Annotated in this window: 15 protein-coding genes; 10 read left to right on the top strand and 5 right to left on the bottom strand. The window is 66.7% G+C overall.

What is annotated here, in order from left to right:
- Positions 1–219 precede the first annotated feature (219 nt).
- Positions 220–594, bottom strand: coding sequence for a hypothetical protein (locus tag ABD269_RS23515; RefSeq protein ID WP_344120731.1), 375 nt, complete (start codon positions 592–594; stop codon positions 220–222).
- Between the two features lie 14 nt (positions 595–608).
- On the opposite strand from ABD269_RS23515, the gene ABD269_RS23510 reads away from it, so the two are divergent.
- A complete protein-coding gene (locus ABD269_RS23510) occupies positions 609–1,019 on the top strand; it encodes a phage tail tape measure protein (protein WP_344120730.1) in 411 nt (136 codons plus the stop codon).
- Here ABD269_RS23510 and ABD269_RS23505 read toward each other — a convergent pair.
- Complete coding sequence (locus ABD269_RS23505) at positions 991–1,269, bottom strand: cupredoxin domain-containing protein (RefSeq protein ID WP_301890949.1); 279 nt, start codon at positions 1,267–1,269, stop codon at positions 991–993. The two genes, ABD269_RS23510 and ABD269_RS23505, sit on opposite strands and share 29 nt — an antisense overlap.
- A gap of 411 nt (positions 1,270–1,680) precedes the next feature.
- Here ABD269_RS23505 and ABD269_RS23500 point away from each other — a divergent pair, with 411 nt between their 5' ends.
- The 6 genes from ABD269_RS23500 (at position 1,681) to ABD269_RS23475 (ending at position 4,775) form a co-directional block, all read left to right on the top strand.
- Positions 1,681–2,226 (top strand): hypothetical protein, encoded by a 546-nt coding sequence (locus ABD269_RS23500; protein WP_344120726.1) that lies wholly within the window; start codon positions 1,681–1,683, stop codon positions 2,224–2,226.
- Positions 2,223–2,369, top strand: a complete 147-nt coding sequence (locus ABD269_RS23495) for a hypothetical protein (RefSeq protein ID WP_344120724.1) — start codon at positions 2,223–2,225, stop codon at positions 2,367–2,369. Before ABD269_RS23500 ends, ABD269_RS23495 begins: the two co-directional genes overlap by 4 nt.
- Positions 2,370–2,528: 159 nt before the next feature.
- Complete coding sequence (locus ABD269_RS23490) at positions 2,529–3,500, top strand: hypothetical protein (RefSeq protein ID WP_344120722.1); 972 nt, start codon at positions 2,529–2,531, stop codon at positions 3,498–3,500.
- Positions 3,463–3,771, top strand: coding sequence for a hypothetical protein (locus ABD269_RS23485; protein ID WP_344120720.1), 309 nt, complete (start codon positions 3,463–3,465; stop codon positions 3,769–3,771). Before ABD269_RS23490 ends, ABD269_RS23485 begins: the two co-directional genes overlap by 38 nt.
- A 352-nt stretch (positions 3,772–4,123) precedes the next feature.
- The gene (locus ABD269_RS23480) at positions 4,124–4,474 is read left to right on the top strand and encodes a hypothetical protein (RefSeq protein WP_344120718.1); all 351 of its coding nucleotides are present in this window, start codon (positions 4,124–4,126) and stop codon (positions 4,472–4,474) included.
- 34 nt (positions 4,475–4,508) lie between these two features.
- Positions 4,509–4,775: a hypothetical protein gene (locus ABD269_RS23475; RefSeq protein WP_344120716.1), complete on the top strand. Its 267-nt coding sequence runs from the start codon at positions 4,509–4,511 to the stop codon at positions 4,773–4,775.
- Positions 4,776–5,351: 576 nt separating this feature from the next.
- On the opposite strand, the gene ABD269_RS23470 is transcribed toward ABD269_RS23475, so the two are convergent.
- A complete protein-coding gene (locus tag ABD269_RS23470; RefSeq protein ID WP_344120714.1) occupies positions 5,352–9,257 on the bottom strand; it encodes a polymorphic toxin-type HINT domain-containing protein in 3,906 nt (1,301 codons plus the stop codon).
- A gap of 427 nt (positions 9,258–9,684) precedes the next feature.
- On the opposite strand from ABD269_RS23470, the gene ABD269_RS23465 reads away from it, so the two are divergent.
- Positions 9,685–10,191, top strand: a complete 507-nt coding sequence (locus ABD269_RS23465; protein ID WP_344120712.1) for a hypothetical protein — start codon at positions 9,685–9,687, stop codon at positions 10,189–10,191.
- Positions 10,192–10,256: 65 nt separating this feature from the next.
- Complete coding sequence (locus ABD269_RS23460; protein ID WP_344120710.1) at positions 10,257–11,843, top strand: S1 family peptidase; 1,587 nt, start codon at positions 10,257–10,259, stop codon at positions 11,841–11,843.
- A 629-nt stretch (positions 11,844–12,472) separates the two neighbouring features.
- Here ABD269_RS23460 and ABD269_RS23455 read toward each other — a convergent pair.
- A complete protein-coding gene (locus tag ABD269_RS23455) occupies positions 12,473–13,015 on the bottom strand; it encodes a GNAT family N-acetyltransferase (protein WP_425572963.1) in 543 nt (180 codons plus the stop codon).
- A gap of 9 nt (positions 13,016–13,024) precedes the next feature.
- Positions 13,025–14,260, bottom strand: coding sequence for a helix-turn-helix domain-containing protein (locus ABD269_RS23450; RefSeq protein WP_344120708.1), 1,236 nt, complete (start codon positions 14,258–14,260; stop codon positions 13,025–13,027).
- 421 nt (positions 14,261–14,681) lie between these two features.
- On the opposite strand from ABD269_RS23450, the gene ABD269_RS23445 reads away from it, so the two are divergent.
- Positions 14,682–15,134 (top strand): hypothetical protein, encoded by a 453-nt coding sequence (locus tag ABD269_RS23445; RefSeq protein WP_344120706.1) that lies wholly within the window; start codon positions 14,682–14,684, stop codon positions 15,132–15,134.
- The last annotated feature ends 54 nt before the right edge of the window (positions 15,135–15,188 follow it).

Raw genomic sequence — 15,188 nt, 5'->3', positions numbered from 1 at the left:
CGGGGGATCCGCAGCGCGATGCGCAGGAAGTGCTCGACGTGGCCCTGGCCTCCGATGTCGAAGTCTCCGCCGCCTACGGTGCCGGGCTCTCGCCGCCTACGTGAAAGGGGACACCCGGTCGGTGATCTGGCTGTCGGCGGGCGACGGCAGGGTCTGCGAGCGCTGCTCCGGCGCTGAGGCCGGCGGCCCGTACAGCCTGCTGGCCGCGCCCCGGCTGCCTCAGCATCCCCGTTGCCGCTGTGTTCTTGCTCCTGCCTGATATGGAGGCGCTATGCCGACGAATCCGGTGTTCACGCCCGTGGACGCCCAGGGCAATGTGATCGGGGCGGCGGGTACCTCGGGCGCGGTCACGGTGTCCAACAGCCCGACCGTCTTCATCGTTGTCCAGCCGCCGGTCGCCCTGTACGCGGAGGCCGCGCAGTCCCGCACGGTCAACGGGGCGACCGCGGCGCAGACCTGGACCAACAACGTCTCGGCCGCGTTCGTCGGGGTGAACGTCACCGGCTTCGCGGGCGGCACCAACGTGGTGGTGAGCCTCCAGCAGCTGGACGCCAACGGCATCTGGAAGAGCCTCGCCTCGACGGCCGCGATCACCGATCACCAACCAGATGGTCTTCGCAGTCGGGCACGGCAAGGTGACGTTCGGCGAGTTCGCGGGCAGCCTCTCCACGGTCCTGCCGATCGCCGCCTCCGCCCACCTCGGGTTCGACCAGGTCGGCGGGACCATCGCGATCCTCGCCAATCACGGAACGAGCGTGCGGGAAGCAACCCAGGAACTTGCCTTCTCCATCCGCGCGTTGCAGGCCCCGAACAACGTGGCCGTGCTGGAGATGCAGCGCCTCGGGTTGTCGAGCGTCGATGTCTCCACTCACCTCGGGCAGCGGGGGCTGACGGGCACGATTCAGCTGCTGGAGCAGGCCGTGCTCCAGCACATAGGCCCAGCAGGCGTTGAGCGGGCAGGCTGTGTTGCAGGCGCAGCTAATGTGGCGGTCAGTCTTTGGAAGGGAAGAAGACCTTGACGATTCCGGTTTCGATCGGGTGGATCGCGCAGTGGTACGGGAAGTCCCCGGGGTCAGGGAACGGGTGAGTGAAGGCGTTCCCGGCGTTGAGCGGTCCCGAATCCCAGATGCCGTCGTCAGATGTCGTGGTGTGGGTGGATTGCGCAGCGGGGTCGTCTTTGTTGGTCCAGGTGACAACGCTGCCGGCCGAGGTGATGGCCTCTGCGGGACTGAACCCGCCGAGCGTGATCGAGATCGCCAGGTTGGCCATGAGAGAGCCCTTTTCTGAAGGTGCGGAGATCGAGTCCGCTGAAGTGTGATGAGAATTCCCTTCGATAGGTGTTCCATCCATGAACTCACCTATATGAGCTACACCTAGAGGTCCCAGTGTTCTCCTGATGTGCCGGTGAGTTACCTCGACAGCCCTCTGTCAACGTGAGGGGAATATCAGCCGGTTGCTGTCCCTGACACTTGCCTGAGCCCACCGCTACAGCAGCTCGGGGGCAACAATCATGCCTCTTCCCAGTTCGCTTTGGCTGCTTTCCTGGGGAGGCGAGAGTGCCGATCAACCCGTCCTGGCCGGTAGTCGCCGAGGACCGGGCCCCGTACTGGAACTGTGCTGGGGCGACAGTCCCCTTGACCGGTACGTCGAGGTCACCCCCGCACCCGCGGCCGAACCTCGGTGCAGCGGGGCCGTCAGTACGAGCTCGGCCAGATCCGCTCCGGCGAGTACCAGGTCACGCTGGCCAACACAGACGGCGCCCTCGACCCCTTGAACTCCAGCGGGCCGTGGGCCGGGCACATCATGGCCTACCAGCCCTACCGCAAGCGCGCCCAGTGGCCGCCGACGGCGAATCTGCTGACGCAGGTGCAGGCCACCGGCGGCGACCTCGGCGGCTACAGCACCGGCCCCCTCGACACCAGCGGTTCAGGGCAGGACATCTTCTCCCTGACCGACCCGTCCGGCGGCGGGCAGATCGTTGCGGACGCGACCGCCTGGCAGGGCAGCCGCGTCCTCGCCTTCCAGGTCCCCAGCGGATCCACGGTCCCGACGAGGATCCGCCACATCCCGCAGTACGGGGCCCTGCCCGGCCAGACCTACACCATGCAGATCCGCGTCCGGACCACCACCACGTCGACCTCCGTGCAGGCCGAACCGTTCCTCGCCTGGTACCAGGCCGGATTCCTCACCGGCCCTGCCAGCTTCAACTACAGGGCTTCGTGGTGACGCTGACCGGATCGCCCACGGCCGCCTGGACGCTGCTCACCATCACCGCGACCGCCCTGGCCACCGCGGCGGGTACGGACGTCGGCGTCGCCCTGGCCGCGACCGCCTCCGCCACCTGCACGGTGCAGGCCGACGGCCGGTAGCTGGAGAAAGGCACCACTGCCAGCACTTGGACCGCGCCCGGGATCTGGTACCCGATCTACGCGGCGTTCGTCGAGCGGTGGCCCTCCCGCTGGAATCAGCACGGCACCTACGGCACCGTCGAACCCGTCTGCATCGACACCGTGTCCCTGCTCCCCCAGGTGAAGCTCACCGAAGAGATCACCAGCCACAATCCCCGGTTCCTGTACAAGCTCGATGATCCGCAGAGCGTCACAGCGTTCGCGGACACCACTGGCACGTACCCGCCCGCACAGGTCGGCGTCTCCAAAGCCGGGGCCGGTTCCCTGACGTCCGGCAACCAGATCACCGTGGCATCGAACACCGGCAGCAGCGGGACCGTCGTCACCGTCAGCAACCCCAACCCCGGCACGAACTTGGTGTCCGCCGCCTCGTTCATCAGCTTGACGTCTGCGGGTATCAAAGGACCGGCCGCGCCCGGCGGCTCCTGGACGCGGATGTTCGCCTTCCGCTACACCGGCCCTACCCCCAGCGGCACCGCCATGTCCGTACTCTGGTCCTGCTTCGACCTGCACGCCGGAGGCGGGTCGACCTTGTACTGGAAGATCGACACCAGCGGACTCCTGCAAATGGTCATGGGCGGCCCCACCAACAACACCTCCGCCTACCAGCCCTCCACCACCTCGGTCACCGACTCCAACTGGCATCTCGCCATCGCCAGCTACAGCCACGCCGCCGCGCAGCTCCTCATCAGCCTCGACGGCGCCACCGCCTACTGGACCGGCATCGACCCCACCAGCGAACCCGCCGGCCTGGTCTCCGACTCCGTAGGCGGCTGGATCGGCTCCGCCACCGGCAACGGCAGCGCCTGGCAATACAAAGGCGACCTGTCCTTCGTCGCCGAATTCCCCACAGCCTTGACCGGTACCGACTGCATCAATTGCACGCGGCCTGGAGATCGGCGTGTGCGGGAGAATCCACGGACGCCCGCTACCAGAGAATCCTGCGCTACGCCGGATACGCCGGCACCGCGACTACTGCCGTCTCGCCAGCGTCGGCGAACTCCGCGCCTGGGCGCTCTCCTTCCAGCCTGCCCCACCCTCCCCGGAGGACGACATGGCCCAATGGCTCAGCGGCCAGGTCATACCCGGTGAGCAGCCCACCGTGGTCCTGGTGCCGAACGGAACGGCCTGGAGCGCGTACCCGAACCGGCGCCTCCACCTCGGCATGGACCAGATCGCCCCGACCTCGTCGGCCGGCAGCGTCCGCGTCGCCATCCACAACGGGACGAGCTGGCGCAGCATCCAGTCCGTGGAACTCGCCGCCGCCAGAGGCACCGTCGACGTCCCGCTCACGTCGGGCGATGTCAAGATCAGCCTTCAGACGACGACGTCCGGCATCACCTACGCGGTGGAGACCTGGTGACTCCCACGCCGCGGCCAGGTCTGGTGCCCCGGTAACCCTCTTGAACAGGCCGGTGATTCCCCGTCTCACATAACGGAGCCCCGTCATGCCCCGATTCCTCCTCGACCTCGCCGAGCGAACCGTCGCCACCTACCTCGAATCCTTCGTCGGCCTCCTCCTCGCTGGCACCGTCACGGCCTGTCCACTGCGAAGGCAGCCGCCGTCTCGGCGATCCCCGCCGCCTTCGCCATCGCCAAGGGCGCCCTTTCGGGGCTCCTCAGCAAATCCGGCACCGCCAGCGCGCTGCCCGCACCCAAGGCCACGGCCGCCAAACCGGCCGACCCGGCCGCCTCCTGAACACCGGAGGCACTCGATGGCCGATGACCTGTCCGTCGGCGAGCTTGGGCGCACCGTCGACGCGCTGCGCCGCGAATTCCAGGACGGCATGGCGGGCATCAACGCCCGCCTCGACCGCTTGGTGTCAGCCAACGTATACACACTCCAGTCCGCTCACACCGGCGAGCGGATCTCCGCACTCGCCCAGAGGCTCCAGCGCGAGGTGGAAGCCCGGGAGGCCCTGGAGTCCCAGGTCGAGCGCTACCAGCTCGGGGAAGCCGAACGGCGCGAACGGGACCGGCAGGCGCGGCTTTACCACGCAATCGTTCCCCTCACCGTCGGCCTTGTCGCCGCTGCGACCGCCTTGTGGGGAGTGTTGGCGAAGTAGCGTAGCTCCCCACACTGCCCGCGAGACAACTACGATGCCCTGCTCTTGCTTCGGCAAGGGCAGGGCATTTTCGCCTTGCTCAGGCTCCAGTGCCGCGCGCCGTCCGCTTCACCGTCACCTCCAGCTTGTACCGGCTCTCGCCCACATCGGCGTCACCGCCACCGTCTACGCCCACGTCCGGCCCCGCCTCCAGCGCGACGCCATCGACCTCCTCGGCCACGCCCTCCGCAACCCCGCCGAGATCACCGGCGAGCCCGACGACGGTGACGAACCACCTCTCACCGGAGTCGCCGTCCGCTGACGTTGCCGTCAGCTACTGCCGTCAAGCCCATGAGTGTGCCCCACCAGGAACAGTCGCTGGTGGGGCACACTGGCATTTTCTGGCCTCCCATAGGCGGCCACACGCGCTTTCTAGAACGACGCTGAAAACCGGTCTAGATCTCTACGAATCGGCCCAGAGCACGGAATGCGTGTCCACCACCATCCACGCACTCTAACCTCATCGCCATCAAGTCGAGGAAGGATGTTCAGTTTATCGACTTCCGTATATGAGAGAAATCTCGAATCCACCTCGTCAAGGGCGGCACTGAACTGCCTCGACCCCCTCTCGGGAATCATCTCCAATCCTCTGGCAATGAAATCCCGCAGAGAGTCAGCCGCAATCAGATCATGTGCACCCCAGGCAGACCTATCGGAGTCAGGCAGGTTAAGTTCCCTTTCCATTCGCGCCACATGTTCATACCAGCCGAGCAGCAGTGTGACCAGGCCCAACGATCGAGCAGGGGATACGCTTACCGCAGTTCTCTCTAGTTGGTCTGCCTCAGCGGCTCCCAGATGACGGCTAAGCCACTCACGCGCCTTAACTTCCGTCATGACATCATCTCCCCGGGTAATAGGTTGTCGATTTCCACGGCATATCCCAGTTCACGATGACGCGGACCCCATCGTAGTCAAATCGGGATGAATTCTGTCCTTCAAGCTGACGCGGTGCAGCTTGCCTCAACGTGGTTTCCACTTCAGCCGCCGAGGGCCTACCCATCGCCGGATTGCCGTCCCCTGTATGCCCATTCACGAATTCAGTGATCTCATCCAGGGAATATTCGCTTCCATGGAAATCCTCTCCGCCAAGGTGGTCACCATTCTTCCCCCCGAGCGGAGCCCCACAGTTGGGCCCTGAATTGTGAACGAGGACCGGCGTCTCGCCCGCGAGCACATAGTACGTGTGAAGCCCTTCGACCGTGAGGTTATAGGTGCGTACTTGCTGCTCGTAGGCCTGATTTCCCTCGACTCGGATGATGGCGCCATCGGTGCTCAGAAGATCAGAGCCTGCCCTGAGGTCGCCTGCTTCGACCCAGCGATGCTTGGAGGGGCTCCAGAAGGGGTGCTCATGGGTGGCCGTGATCTTCTTGGGGCCGTCGGGGGTAGTGATCATCAGGTCGTTGAAGCGCTTGTCGTCGTCGGTGACGATCAGGCGAGTCACCGCGCGGGCTTCTGTTCGGCCTGTGACTGGGTCGGTCGCGAGAACCCGGTCACCCTCGTTGATGTTTTCGATATTCCGCGTGGAGTGGTCGGCCATCAGAACCTGGGTGCCGGCGATGAAGCACTTGCACCGCTTCAGGATCCGTACGCGCTCCGCGATCTCCGCTATCCTCGCGAACTTGCCACTGCCCTTGGCGAGCTTCCCGAACCACCCCGCGATGGGGATCAGCGTGAGGGCAGTCCAGCCGCACTGCGCATTCCACCCCGGGTCGTTTTTGCAGTCAATTGCATCATTGAAGCCGGAAATTTCCCTCTCGAGGAGGACAGCATCATCGCATTTGAGGTTGTACAAAGGGGCGTCCATGCACTCTCGGATGCTGCGCTCGAGAGCGCTCTCGCGGCCGTCACTGGAAGCCTGTTCTTCGATCTCGGCGTCACGACGTTTGGCGGCTGCTTCGCGTTCTTCTTTCTCCTCTTTCTCCTCTTGCGCGTTGAGTTCATTTTGGCGCTCCTTCATCCAGAGCGCCATGGAGTCCGCTTTGACCTGCGCATACGCGATCGAGGCCGCCTCGGCGTCCTTGCCTGCTTTCTCGGCATTGGTTCGCGCTTCTGCCGCTGCGAGATAGGCATCGTCAGCGGATGCGCGTGCTGAAGCGGCCGATTCCCCGGCTTGAGCCGCGTAGGCCTCGGCAGCGTCGGCATCCGCTGCGGCGGATTTCGCCGCCTTGTCCGCAGCCTGTGCCGATTTGGCCGCGTCCGCTGCCGATGCCTGGGCCTGCTTGGCGTAGTCGGCTGCCTGGGCGGCGAATTGTTTGGCTTGGCCCGCCTGTTCCTTGGCCTGTTTTGCGTAGTCGGCTGCCTGGGCCGCGGCCTTGTCGGCTACAGCGGAAGCTGCGGCTGCCTGGGCCGCGTTCTGCTGTGCGGTCGCGGCCACAGCGGACGCGTTGGCGATGAGCTGTTTGATCCCTGCGACGTGGGTTGCGGTCAGGTGATCGAGACGGGCGGTGCTGTACTGGCCGACCCGGATGAAGTTGTGCAGGAGCTGCGGAGGGCTTTCCAGAGCAACCTGGGCGGCTGCCTTGGTTTCAGGGCCGCCGCTGTCGATGAGCTGGGCGGCGCGGACACGCTCGTCGGCTTCCCGGGCGGTGTACTGCACCGTGGTGAGGAAGTCGCGGAGTTTGGCCGGGTCCTTGTCGAGCAGCGCCTTGTTCGCCGCGCTCCGCACCTCGGTGCCGGCGCCGTCGGCGATCTGAGAGACGCGGATGCGGTAGTCGTTGAGCGCGACGTCATGCTGGCCAGTGCGCAGGAACTCGGAGATCTGCTTGGCGTCGCCCTTGAGCGCCTTGTTCGCCGCGCCGCGGACGGTATCTATGCGGCTTTCGACCGCGAGGCGCTGGACGCTGGCGCGTTCGTCCTCCCGGATGGCCTCCTGCCGACCTGTCCGCAGATAGGTGCGGATGTCGTCGTCAGTACCGGCGAGCGCGGTCTTCGCGGCGGCCTGGCTCCAGGGGGCGCCGGTCTTCATGACCTGGACCGCGAACGTGCGTCCCTTGACGGCCAGGGCCTTGGTGTCGGTACCCGGCTTGGCTGCCTCGTCCGCCAGGCTTGCGGCCTGAGTGTCGAGGTCCTTGCGAGCCTTGTCCTGGCGTGCGGCATCGGCCTTACGCCGGTCGTCCGCCTTCTTCAGGACCTTGGCCTGTTCCAGTCTGGCGGCCGTCCTGGACTTGAGCTCCTCCTCCTCGATCTTGGCCGCGATCTTGTGGACCTTGATGGCCGTGTCGACCGCGCCCTTCGCCGTGTCGGCCGCTTCCTTGGCGGCCGTGGCGTGCTTCTTCGACTCAGCGGCAGCAGTAGCTGCTTCCCCGGCATGCTTGGCGGCTTCCTCCGCCGCCTTGGCAGCGTTCTCGGCGTGCACGGCAGCGGAACCGGCCGCCTGTGCTGCGTCGCCCGCCGCGTCCGCGGCCTCGTAGGCCAGTGCCCGGGACCTGCCGGCGGCACGTCCGGCCTCGCGGGCCTGGCTGCGGGCCGTTGCCGCCCACTCCCTGGCCTCCGACGCGTCCGCCCCTGCCGCGTCGGCGAAGGCTCCGGATTCGTCGGCCGCGTCAGCTGCCGCATTGGCGTTGCCGACCGCGTTGGCAGCAGCCTCCGCCGCATCACCCGCAGCCTTCGCAGCGATCTTCACCTGACCGGCGATCTGCTTCGCTTCCGTGGCTGCATCGGCAGCGTCGCGGGCGTCCTCGGCGGCCTGGCGTGCGTCCGACGCGCGCCCGGCGTCCGACGCCGCATCCGCCGCGGCGTTGCGAGCACGTGATGCCGCTTCGGCTGCGCCTGCCGCCGCCGCCGCGGCGTTCGCTGCGGCGTTCGCTGCCATGCGGGCCGCGTAATTGGCCGCCTGTGCAGCGCCGATGGCTTCCTGTGCGGCTTCCGCGGCACCCTTCGCCGCCCTCGCGGCGCGCCCTGCGGCCTCGGCCGCGCGGCTGACATCCTTCGCGGCTGCCTTGGTCTCGTCGCGGGCCTTCTCGGCGGCCTTCTTCGCCAGCTCGGCGGCCTTCACAGCGCGGTCCGATGCCTTCTTCGCGGCGTCGGTCTCGCGCTTGGCCACCTTGCCCGCATCTTCCGCCAGTTTGGCCAACTGGGCGACGGTCAGGCGCTCCTGGTCGCGGTTGCGGGCGATGTACTGGCCTACGTTCAGGAACTCGCGTACGTCCTGGATGGAGCCCTTGAACGCGACGTTGCCCGCCTCCCTGGTGGCCGGCCCGCCTGCGCTGATGATCTGGGCGAGCCGGAGCCGGTCGTCGGCCTCCTGGGCGACGTACTGCGTGCCGTCCAGGAACTTGCGTACGTCGTCGATCGAGCCGTTGAGGGCTTTCTGCCCGGCTTCCTTGATGGTCGGCCCGGCGTCGTCGATGATCTGCGCGACCTGGATCCGCTGGTCCTGCTTCAGGGGGGCCTTCCAGCCGTCCCTCAGGAAGTTGCGCAGGTCATCGTCGGAACCCAGAAGGGCCTTGCTTGCGGCCTCGCGGATGCCCGGCCCGCCGATGGAGTAGATCTGGGACGCGTTGATGCGGTCGTCATTGAGCCCCGCAAGTTCCTCGTCATGGTCGAGGAACTTGCGTATGTCCGCGTCGGTGCCTACGAGCGCTGCCTCCGCGGCGGCCTTGACCTGGGGCCCACCGCGCACCCAAAGGTCCACGACGCGAGCCCGGTCGGACATCGATAGGCCATCAACCGGAGCGGGGCCGTCCGGTTTTTCCGCGGCGGATGCGGGGCTGTTCGCGGTCAGCAGCCCCGCGAGGAGGGCCAAGGGGAGCAGGGCCAGGCACAGCGCGCGTATGACAAATGCCCACCCTCCCCCGGCTCTTGTGAAGTAAATGCTGTCTCTCACTGATCGGATTCCCTTTGCAGGTAGTCGGTTGCCATCATTTGGCTGTGCGGCAGCATAGCCATGGATCTGAGAACGACCAGTGGCCACCTTGACTGAAATGCCGCTTGGCAAAGGAGGGGTTGACTCCTGGTCAGAGCAGGTGGGCGGCGTCGACCGGCATGGGCATGGCGCTATCGAACCGCAGGTAACTGCAGGTCAATGCGCCAGAGATGAGCATCACACATCGTCAAGTGACCGTTACGCCACAGGAGGTGATAGCTTCTGGTTCGGTCGCCTTTATTTGACCATTACCCACGCAATATTTCCGCTGCGGAAATCCTGGAAGGGATCCTCGGTGCTATCTCGCATGCGCAGATTCGCTATTGCCGGCGTCGTCGGGGCGGCCTCCGTCATTTTCGGAAGCTCCACGCTCTGTGTCGCCGTAGCCGCACCCAACCCCGGCGATGACACATCCCTCCCGTCCGCCGTCGAGACCTTCGAGTACCCGAATGCGGCGAAGATCCTCAAGGAGCGTGGCATCGCGCTGCGCAAGGGTGACGGGCACATACTTCTCTCCGACTGTGCTGCCACGACGGACATCGTCGTGTGGTCGTCCCGGATCGAGGAGCCCAATCCGGACCGGGGCCAGTACTGCTTCAAGGTCACCGGTTCGGGCAAGGCTGGCTACCTCTCCCTGGAGATCCCCAAGGTCTATCGCATCGCGACCGGTGACTATGCCGTCCGCGCCAGCCTCACCGCCGATGGCCGGACCCAGGACATCAACGTGGCGAAGAACGACGGGGAATCCGTGGGGCAGGCCACCAACCCGCCCGGCAGCCCGGCCGTTCTGGTCGAGCTCCGCATCACTGGCTGACGCTCAGTCACGCTCCTCAAGGGGTGCACGCATCCCGAACTCCTCACCCTCGTAAGGAAGAGAACATGCCTGCCATACGTCCCCGCGCAGCGTGGGTGACCGGGCTTCTCGCATCCGCTGTCACGACGAGCCTGCTGACCGGCGTGCCCGCCCACGCGGTTGTCGGCGAAGCGGCCAAGGACGGCACCTTCGCGTTCACAGCCAAGCTCGACATCGGTGGCGGGCAGCGCAGCTGCTCCGCAGCCCTGGTCGAGCAGGAGTGGCTGGTCACCGCCGCGAGCTGCTTCGCCGACAACCCGGCCCAGGGGTTCAAGGTTGCCGCCGGTGCGCCGAAGCTGAAGACGACGGCCACCATCGGGCGTACTGACCTCACCCGTGACGGCGGCGTTGTGGCGAATGTTGTGGAGCTCGTGCCGAGCGAGGGCCGTGACTTGGTGATGGCCCGGCTGGATCAGCGGGTCACCGGGGTCACCCCTGTCGGTGTCGGTTTCAACGCTGTGCTGCCGGGTGAGGATCTGTGGGTCTCCGGCTACGGCCGCACCAAGGACGAGTGGGTGCCCGATCGCCTGCACTACGCGAAGTTCTCTGTGGGCACGGTCAACGACACGTCCCTCGGCCTCACCGGCAAGTCCGGTGACGCGGTCGTGTGCCAGGGCGACACCGGTGGCCCGGCGTTCCGTGACATCGGTGGCCGGTACGAGCTGGTCGGCGTGAACGGCACCTCCGGGCAGGGCGGCTGCTTCGGCAGTGACGAGTCCGAGACCCGTAAGGGCGCCGTCGACACCCGCGTCGACGACATCGCCGGGTGGATTCAGACCGTCTCCTCGCGGAACCTCCTGTCCCGGGTCGACTGGAAGAACGCCGCCTACATGGCGTCCGGTTACTTCACGGGCAACTCCGCCGGTGCCAAGCGCCGCATGGACCTGTTCGTCGCGTGGAAGGACGGCTCGGCCAGCATCTTCCAGGGTGCCGACCACAACAACCCCAAGCCCGCCTTCTCCATGGAGCACAAGGTCGCACCCGCGGGCAGCTACTGGAAGGACGCCCGCGCCGTCACCGCCGGCAACTTCACCGGCAGCGGCTCGGACGGCATCACCGTGCGCTGGGCCAGCGGCAAGCTCTCGACGTACACCCACGTCGACCAGAACGGCTTCCACGACGAGAAGACTCTCGCCTACAGCGACACCTGGAAGCGCGCCCGTCTGATCACCGCGGGCCGTTACACCGCCAACGCCCTCCGCGACGACCTCGTCGTCGTCTGGGACGACGGCAAGACGGCGCTCTACGCCGACACCGACACCAACCAGGTCTCCAAGGAATACCAGATCAACAAGGGAGACTCCTGGGCCGCAGCCGAGCAGATCACCTCTGGCGAATTCACCGGCGGCAGCACCGCCGACCTCGTGATCCGCTGGAGCGACGGCAGCGCAAGCCTCCTCGGGAACGTCGACTCCACCGGATACCACGGGCGCACCAGCATCCGCTCCCAGCAATCCGCCTGGAAGAACGCCCAGATCCTCACCACCGGGTCCTTCACCGCCGCCGCCAACCGCCCCAACGACATCCTCGTCCGCTGGAACGACGGGCCTCTCAGCTACTACCCCGGCGTCGACGCCGCCGGCACCCACGGCGAGGTTCAGCTCGTCGGCTGACCTGCTGGAAGGAGGACGCTGCCTAATGCATGTGGCCGAAAGGCGGCGTCCTCCCCCCAAGCGGAACAGCAGTTCATTGGAGTGTGTCCGGGGCGCGGTATTCTCGGCTTGCACCCAGTCTCGAATTCGACGGCTCCGGCGCGGCTTCGTTAACGTCTGGTACCTCGTGATCCTTGTAGTGTCACTTGAGGTTGGTCGGCATCGTTGATGCTGGTATGGACCTTCGACTCCCTCTCAACAGCTCTCCGATCTGCGGCAGTTGGCGAGCTCCTGCGGTTCGGTTGATCTGGCATTGCGTGCACGGATTGTGCTGTGGACCGCTGCAAGGCCCGTTTTGTCGAGCGAGGCCTTGGCCGGGCTGGAGGACAGGCCTCGCCGCAGCGGGCTGATGCAGGTACCGCTGCAGGCTCGTGCCTGTGTGATCGCCCTGACGCGGATGTCGCCGTCGGCCGGATCCGGGCTGACGCACTATTCAGACGAAGAGGGCATGCGAAATTGGGCTACGGGGTGGCGTTGACATGAGGCAGCAATCCGTGGGGGGTGCTCCGTGCTTCCCGATTGTGTCGATCCCCACACAGGGCATGGCTGGCGTAAGCGCGGCGGTGCAGACCAACTCTATCGACGTCCGTTCAATGGATTTCGCGCAGCATTGCCGTCAAGACTGGGCCATCTGGTGACGGCTGCTGCTTGCTGAGCTTTTCGTAGCCCCAGGACTCGTACAAGGCCAAGACCTTGCCTTCACCGGCCTCTGGGTTCACCAGCAGGGATACGCGCTGCTCGGGGCGTCCGGCTAGCAACTCGTCGTGGATACGGCGGGCGGTCCCCGTCTTCCTCCAGGTCTCACGCACCATGATCTCTTTCAATGCAATCGTGGGCGTGGTGGTGCAGTCCTCGGGGAGCGGGGTTGTCATGCGCTGCCACCAGCGATCATCCGGGGTCAGGGTGTTGACGTAGGCGTAGCCGACGGGCTCGTCCCCGTCGTAGGCCACGACGGCCTCCCACCCGGGGTCGTGGGCGTGCCGGGCCAGGCGCTCGCCGTATCGCTCGACCGAGTAGTGCGGGCGGTGGAGCTGGTCGGCACGCACCTCGGCATACACCTCGATCAGGGTCTCCCACACGTGATCGATGTCGGTGGCGTGGCGCAGGATGATGCGGTGGCGGGCGATTGTCACGCGGCTCCTTCAGGCGTCATGGTGGGTGTGCTCGTCCCAGGTGCGGGCGGACGCGCTGCCAGGTGCGGTGGCGTGGAGCCTACGGCCGAAATCCGTGAGCATTCCGACGACCCGGGGATGCGCGGTCACGTCCGCTGGCACGGTCATAGCGGTTGCGACGCCTGCTTCGAGGGAGCCCTGGCCGAGCTGCGCGCGGGCCAGGCGGGCTGTGGTGATGGCACGGGACCGGTGCATGTACGGGCGGAGGCCGGCGAGACTGCGGTGGGCTCGGGCTTCGGCATCCTCGTATTGGCAGAGGGCGAGGTGGGCAGCGACGGCCAGGCCGTCGAGTTCAGCCTGGTCGTAGAAGGCGGCCATCCACACGGGGCGGGGTTCGTTGTTGTCGGCGCGGTCAAGGGCTTCTTGCGCGTAGCCCAGGGAGCGGCGGACGGCGGTGGCGTCGCCGGTCAGGCCGTGGATGGCCGCCTGCCGGGCGTGTCCGAGGGAGGCGAAGAGCGGGTCGCGGCGGATGATGGGCAACTCGCGGGCGACGTCGTTGGCGGCCAAAGCGTCGGTCGGGCGTCCGAGGTGGCGGTACAGGCTTCCGGCATGGGACCAGATGCGGAACTGGATGGCGGCGTCCCCCGACATGGTGGCGAGGCTGGACGCGCGGTCGTGGTGGCGTTGAGCGGCTTCGAACCGCCTGCCGTCGATGGCGGCCCACATGGCCGAGGAGATGAATGATGCGGCGGTGGCGTAGAGCGCTCCGCGTGTTCGCTGGCTCGCGGTGCCGCGCGACTGGAGGGCCAGGGCTTCCCCTGCCAGCCCCTGAGCTTGGGTCTCGATGCTGACACGCCCGCCGACACGGTGATCGGTGGCGATGATCGCGGCGAACTTCCCCTGAAGGCGCTCGACATCGGACAAGCCGACGCGTTTAGGAGCGGCGTGGGCAGGAACGGCGGCAGCCACGGCGGTTCCAGTGGCGGCAGCCACGAAGTCTCGGCGGCGCACGGGATCTTCCTCACCTTCTGCCGGTGGTGGGATGAAGCCAAGTTCCTCGGCCGTGCATCCGAAAAGCTTCTCTAATGCTTCCCGGTGACGGGGGTGAGGCCAACGCGTCGCTCCCTTGAGCCAGTTACGCACGGTGCGGTCGCTGACCGACCCGTGGCAGCCGACGGGCAAGAGGGCGTTGACCTTCTCCGCCAGCTCAACCTGTTTGTACCCCGATTCGGCCATGCGGCGTCTCAGGCACGCGTTGCCCTCCATGGGCCCAATGTAGCCACCTGGCGCACGGTCACGGGACCGTGCGCCCCCGAAATTTCCGGCCCCTCGCACTCAACACCCGGCGGAATTTTCCTCTCAGGGGCAGGCGGGACCCGGTTGTACTGGCATCGACACACCGCAGCCCCCTGACGGGTGTCCGGACCCTTGATCCGCCGCCACCTGCCGGTGCCTTCTCCGTGCGCCCGGCGGGTGGCGGCAATGGACGATGCTGAGGCGACTCAATGATCACGACCACTCAACCTGCCGCGACTGGCACCTCTGCGGCCAGAGCTAAGAGCAGGAATCCGACCAGGACTTGTCGCGTCGCCGCCGGACCGTGTTGGGGCACGCTCCCCGCCGGCCCGGGCCAGCTCGTCGACCTCACCGCACTCCACGCCGCCCTTGTAGAGGCGGGATCGGATTTGTGACCGTGGCCTCAAACCAGCTTCCCAGCGCCCTTGCAGTACGACAGAACGTCCGCGCCGCATGGGACGACGGGTGCCCCACCGAGCTGACATCCGGTGAGACATGGGACATCGTCGAGATCGACTACGAACTCGGGCGCAGGGCGAGGGCCTACATGGCCGAGCGCTATCTCGGCCTCGGCCTGTACATCGCCAGCGGATCCCGACGCGCGATCTGGGTCCTTGTACCGCTCGGCACCGCGTACAGGCTCATCGGCATTCCCGGCGTCACCGTTCCGTCGCCCGGCTGGAAGCTCACCGCCCCACCGCCCGGCCGCTACAGAGCCGACCGCACCTGGGTCCTGCCGCCCACCGTCCTCCTCAGGGCGCCCTGGGCCGCGCTCACGGACACGGGACACCTGCGTGAAGCCCTCGAAGCCACGCAAGCGGCAGAGGCGCCGCGGTGTCTGTGATGCGCCCCGCTCGCCCCCACATCGAGCATCACTGCCGGGTCGGCCAGCACAGGA

The organism is Streptomyces blastmyceticus, assembly GCF_039521185.1.
In the GTDB taxonomy this organism is placed as follows: Bacteria; Actinomycetota; Actinomycetes; order Streptomycetales; family Streptomycetaceae; genus Streptomyces; species Streptomyces blastmyceticus.
Note: the sequence above shows the minus strand (reverse complement) of the source record. Positions and strands in the feature narration are given on the sequence as shown.

What these genes read in the sequence shown, in the direction of transcription:
- ABD269_RS23480 (WP_344120718.1), top strand. Translation starts at nt 4,124, where the DNA reads ATGGCCGATGACCTGTCCGTCGGCGAGCTTGGGCGCACCGTCGACGCG.
- ABD269_RS23450 (WP_344120708.1), bottom strand. Translation starts at nt 14,260, where the DNA reads ATGGAGGGCAACGCGTGCCTGAGACGCCGCATGGCCGAATCGGGGTAC.
- ABD269_RS23475 (WP_344120716.1), top strand. Translation starts at nt 4,509, where the DNA reads ATGCCCTGCTCTTGCTTCGGCAAGGGCAGGGCATTTTCGCCTTGCTCA.
- ABD269_RS23510 (WP_344120730.1), top strand. Translation starts at nt 609, where the DNA reads ATGGTCTTCGCAGTCGGGCACGGCAAGGTGACGTTCGGCGAGTTCGCG.
- ABD269_RS23465 (WP_344120712.1), top strand. Translation starts at nt 9,685, where the DNA reads ATGCGCAGATTCGCTATTGCCGGCGTCGTCGGGGCGGCCTCCGTCATT.
- ABD269_RS23460 (WP_344120710.1), top strand. Translation starts at nt 10,257, where the DNA reads ATGCCTGCCATACGTCCCCGCGCAGCGTGGGTGACCGGGCTTCTCGCA.
- ABD269_RS23485 (WP_344120720.1), top strand. Translation starts at nt 3,463, where the DNA reads ATGGCCCAATGGCTCAGCGGCCAGGTCATACCCGGTGAGCAGCCCACC.
- ABD269_RS23505 (WP_301890949.1), bottom strand. Translation starts at nt 1,269, where the DNA reads ATGGCCAACCTGGCGATCTCGATCACGCTCGGCGGGTTCAGTCCCGCA.